Source organism: Mesorhizobium sp. M7A.F.Ca.AU.001.01.1.1 (genome assembly GCF_004022735.1).
GTDB classification, from domain to species: Bacteria; Pseudomonadota; Alphaproteobacteria; order Rhizobiales; family Rhizobiaceae; genus Mesorhizobium; species Mesorhizobium ciceri.
Genome location: NZ_RZPF01000818.1, coordinates 1 through 2,635 on the forward strand (window position 1 = coordinate 1; position 2,635 = coordinate 2,635).

A 2,635-nucleotide genomic window follows, 5' to 3' on the forward strand; every position below is an offset into this window, starting at 1 on the left:
GGCCGGGCTGATCATCACCGGGCTTTCGGCCGGCGGGCTCGCCGGCTGCATCTTGACCGGACCGCTGGTGCGAAGGGTCGGCCATGCCCGCGCCTTCATGGTGCTGTCGGCGCTGATCGCGCTGGCCAACGCCGCTGTCGGCGCCGGGGTCCTTCCGCTGCTGTGGATAGCCGCCCGCGCGCTCTACGGCTTTGCCATATGCGGCCTGTTCATCGTCGCGCAGAGCTGGCTGAACGATGCCGTTGCCAACGCCATCCGCGGCCGGGTGATGGCTTTCTTCTACGTTGCCTATGTCGCCGGGCTCGGCGTCGGCTACGCGACGCTAGCGCTGGTCGATATCAGGACAGCGGATGCGCCGCTGATCGGCATCGTCTTCACCGCGCTGTCGATCCTCCCTGTCGGGATGACCAAACTTGCCCAGCCGCCGGCGCCGCAGGCGGCCTCGGTGGCGCTGCGCCGTGCCTGGCGGGTTTCACCGGTCGGCGTCGCCGGCATGCTTGCCGTCGGCGGCCTGTCGATGTCGATTGCTGGCTTCGCACCGATCCACGCCACGGCCAAGGGCTACAGCCAGGCCGACGTGGCGCTGCTGCTTTCGGCGATGCCTCTCGGCACGCTGATCCTGCAGATCCCGCTTGGTTGGATTTCCGACCGAACCGACCGCCGCTATGTGCTGATCGCCGCATCCGCGCTCGCCATGGTCGCCGGCCTGTTTGCACTCGGGTTCGATGGCGGCGCGCTGGCCGCGTTGGTTGTGATCTACATCGTGTGGGACGGCGCTTCGGAATCGATCTATTCGCTGGCCAGTGCGCACGCCGCCGACCGCGCCGGCAAGGACGACATGGTGGCGCTGTCCAGTTCGCTTTTGTTTGCCTGGTCGCTGTCGGGCTTCGTCGTGCCCGGCATCGTGACGGCGCTGTCGGCCGTCTTCGGAACGCAGGCTTTCATCTATGTGGCTGTTCTCATCGCCGCAGCCTTCTGCCTGTTCGTGCTTTTGCGTGTGTTCACGACGCGTGCGGTCCCGGTCGGCGAAACCGGCAGTTTCGCACCGATGACGGCGCAGGCGCCGTTGCCGGTCGAACTCGCCTTCGCACCGGACGATGAGGGCCGGCACTGAGCCACCCGACTATTGTCGACGGGCTTCCGGCGACGGGGCTTCCGGTGGCGGCAGCGGGATCGATATGCCTTCGCTATCGAATTCCTGCTTGGCGCGCTTGGTGAGATCGGTCTGGGTGGCGAAGAAGTCCGCCGACGATGTCCAGTAGCGCAAGGCAATCGAAACGGTGCTATCGCCCAATGTCGCGACGAAAGCGATCGGTGCCGGCTCACGCTTGACCCGCCGTTCGGCGGCGGCAATGGCAAGCAATGTCTTTTGAGCGCGGTCGATGTCGTTCCAGGAGCCGATGCTCAGCGTGATGTCGCTGCGGCGCACCCCGTTGCGCGAAAAGTTGCGCACCGGCTGGTTCCACAGCGTCGAGTTGGGCGCCAATATGTAGACCCCGTCGGCCGTCCTGAGCTTGGTTGCGAACAGGCCGATCTCCTCGATCGTACCGGCAATCGAACCGACCTCGACGGACTCGCCGATGCGAAACGGCCGCAGTGCCAGAAGCATGATGCCGGCCGCGATGTTCTGCAGCGTGCCTTGCAACGCCAGGCCGATGGCGAGGCCAATGGCACCGATCGCGGCAATGATCGAGGCCGTCTGCACGCCGAACTGGCCGAGCACCATGATGGTGACGAGGATCAGGATGGCATAGCGGACGATCTTGGAGAAGAAATGCCGCAACGTCGCGTCGAAACCATGGATATGGCCGAGACCGGCGAAGATCGAACGTTCGGCAAGGCCGGCGACGATATAACCGACGATCAAGAGGATAACGGCACCGATGGCCGAGAAGGAGTAGGAAACAATCAGCGTGCTCAGTTGGGCGAGGCCAGCCTGGACGCTGAGGAAGGCGTTTTGCGGGTCGATCGGCATGGGGGAAATCCGGTTGGTCGGTGAGCCGATAACCCATGCCGACGGCGAGGGTTCCGATCTTTTCCGGTGTGCGGCGGAACCACAGGAGCGACAATACGTTCGTGCGAGGCAGGGTCCCGTCTTGAAACTGTCAGGGAACTCTGCCTATCTAAGTGGTGTCACCTGCTTCAAGGGGTGATTTGGTTGTTCTTGCTGCGAAAGGAAATACACTGAGAACAGCACTGCGGAAGAAGGCCGATATCATGCCTTCGCCGGCCAGGATCAGCGTAGACGACGCCGTGTCCCGCGCCATCAAGACAGTCCTTGCCAGTCTGGAAGACTCCAAGGCCGAAAATATTGTCTCCATCGACATCCAGGGGAAATCGAGCCTCGGCGACTATATGGTCGTCGCTTCGGGCCGATCGCACCGTCATGTCGCGGCTGTCGCCGATCATCTTCTCAAAGCGATCAAGGATGCCGGTCTCGGCACCGCGCGCGTCGAGGGGCTGTCCGGCGCCGACTGGGTCCTGATCGATTCTGGCGACATCATCGTCCATGTCTTCCGCCCCGAAGTCCGCGAATTCTACAATCTCGAAAAGATGTGGCAGGCGCCGGACCTCGAGGAAGAAACGCTCCACTAAGTCGTTCGCGCGGCTTACAAGGCAAGGATGAAGATATCAG

Annotated in this window: 3 protein-coding genes; 2 read left to right on the top strand and 1 reads right to left on the bottom strand. The window is 63.3% G+C overall.

The window, feature by feature from the left end:
• Positions 1-1,114 (top strand): MFS transporter (locus EN884_RS32335; protein WP_128360980.1); only part of this gene is annotated, 1,114 nt, incomplete at its 5' end.
• Between the two features lie 9 nt (positions 1,115-1,123).
• On the opposite strand, the gene EN884_RS32340 is transcribed toward EN884_RS32335, so the two are convergent.
• On the bottom strand, positions 1,124-1,975 hold the full coding sequence (locus tag EN884_RS32340) for a mechanosensitive ion channel domain-containing protein (RefSeq protein ID WP_013529072.1): 852 nt from the start codon (positions 1,973-1,975) through the stop codon (positions 1,124-1,126).
• A 242-nt stretch (positions 1,976-2,217) separates the two neighbouring features.
• Between EN884_RS32340 and rsfS the strand changes: the two genes are divergently transcribed.
• Positions 2,218-2,595, top strand: coding sequence for a ribosome silencing factor (rsfS, locus tag EN884_RS32345; RefSeq protein ID WP_013529073.1), 378 nt, complete (start codon positions 2,218-2,220; stop codon positions 2,593-2,595).
• The last annotated feature ends 40 nt before the right edge of the window (positions 2,596-2,635 follow it).

Coding starts and splice junctions, on each gene's coding strand:
- EN884_RS32340 (WP_013529072.1), bottom strand. CDS start 1,975: ATGCCGATCGACCCGCAAAACGCCTTCCTCAGCGTCCAGGCTGGCCTC.
- rsfS (WP_013529073.1), top strand. CDS start 2,218: ATGCCTTCGCCGGCCAGGATCAGCGTAGACGACGCCGTGTCCCGCGCC.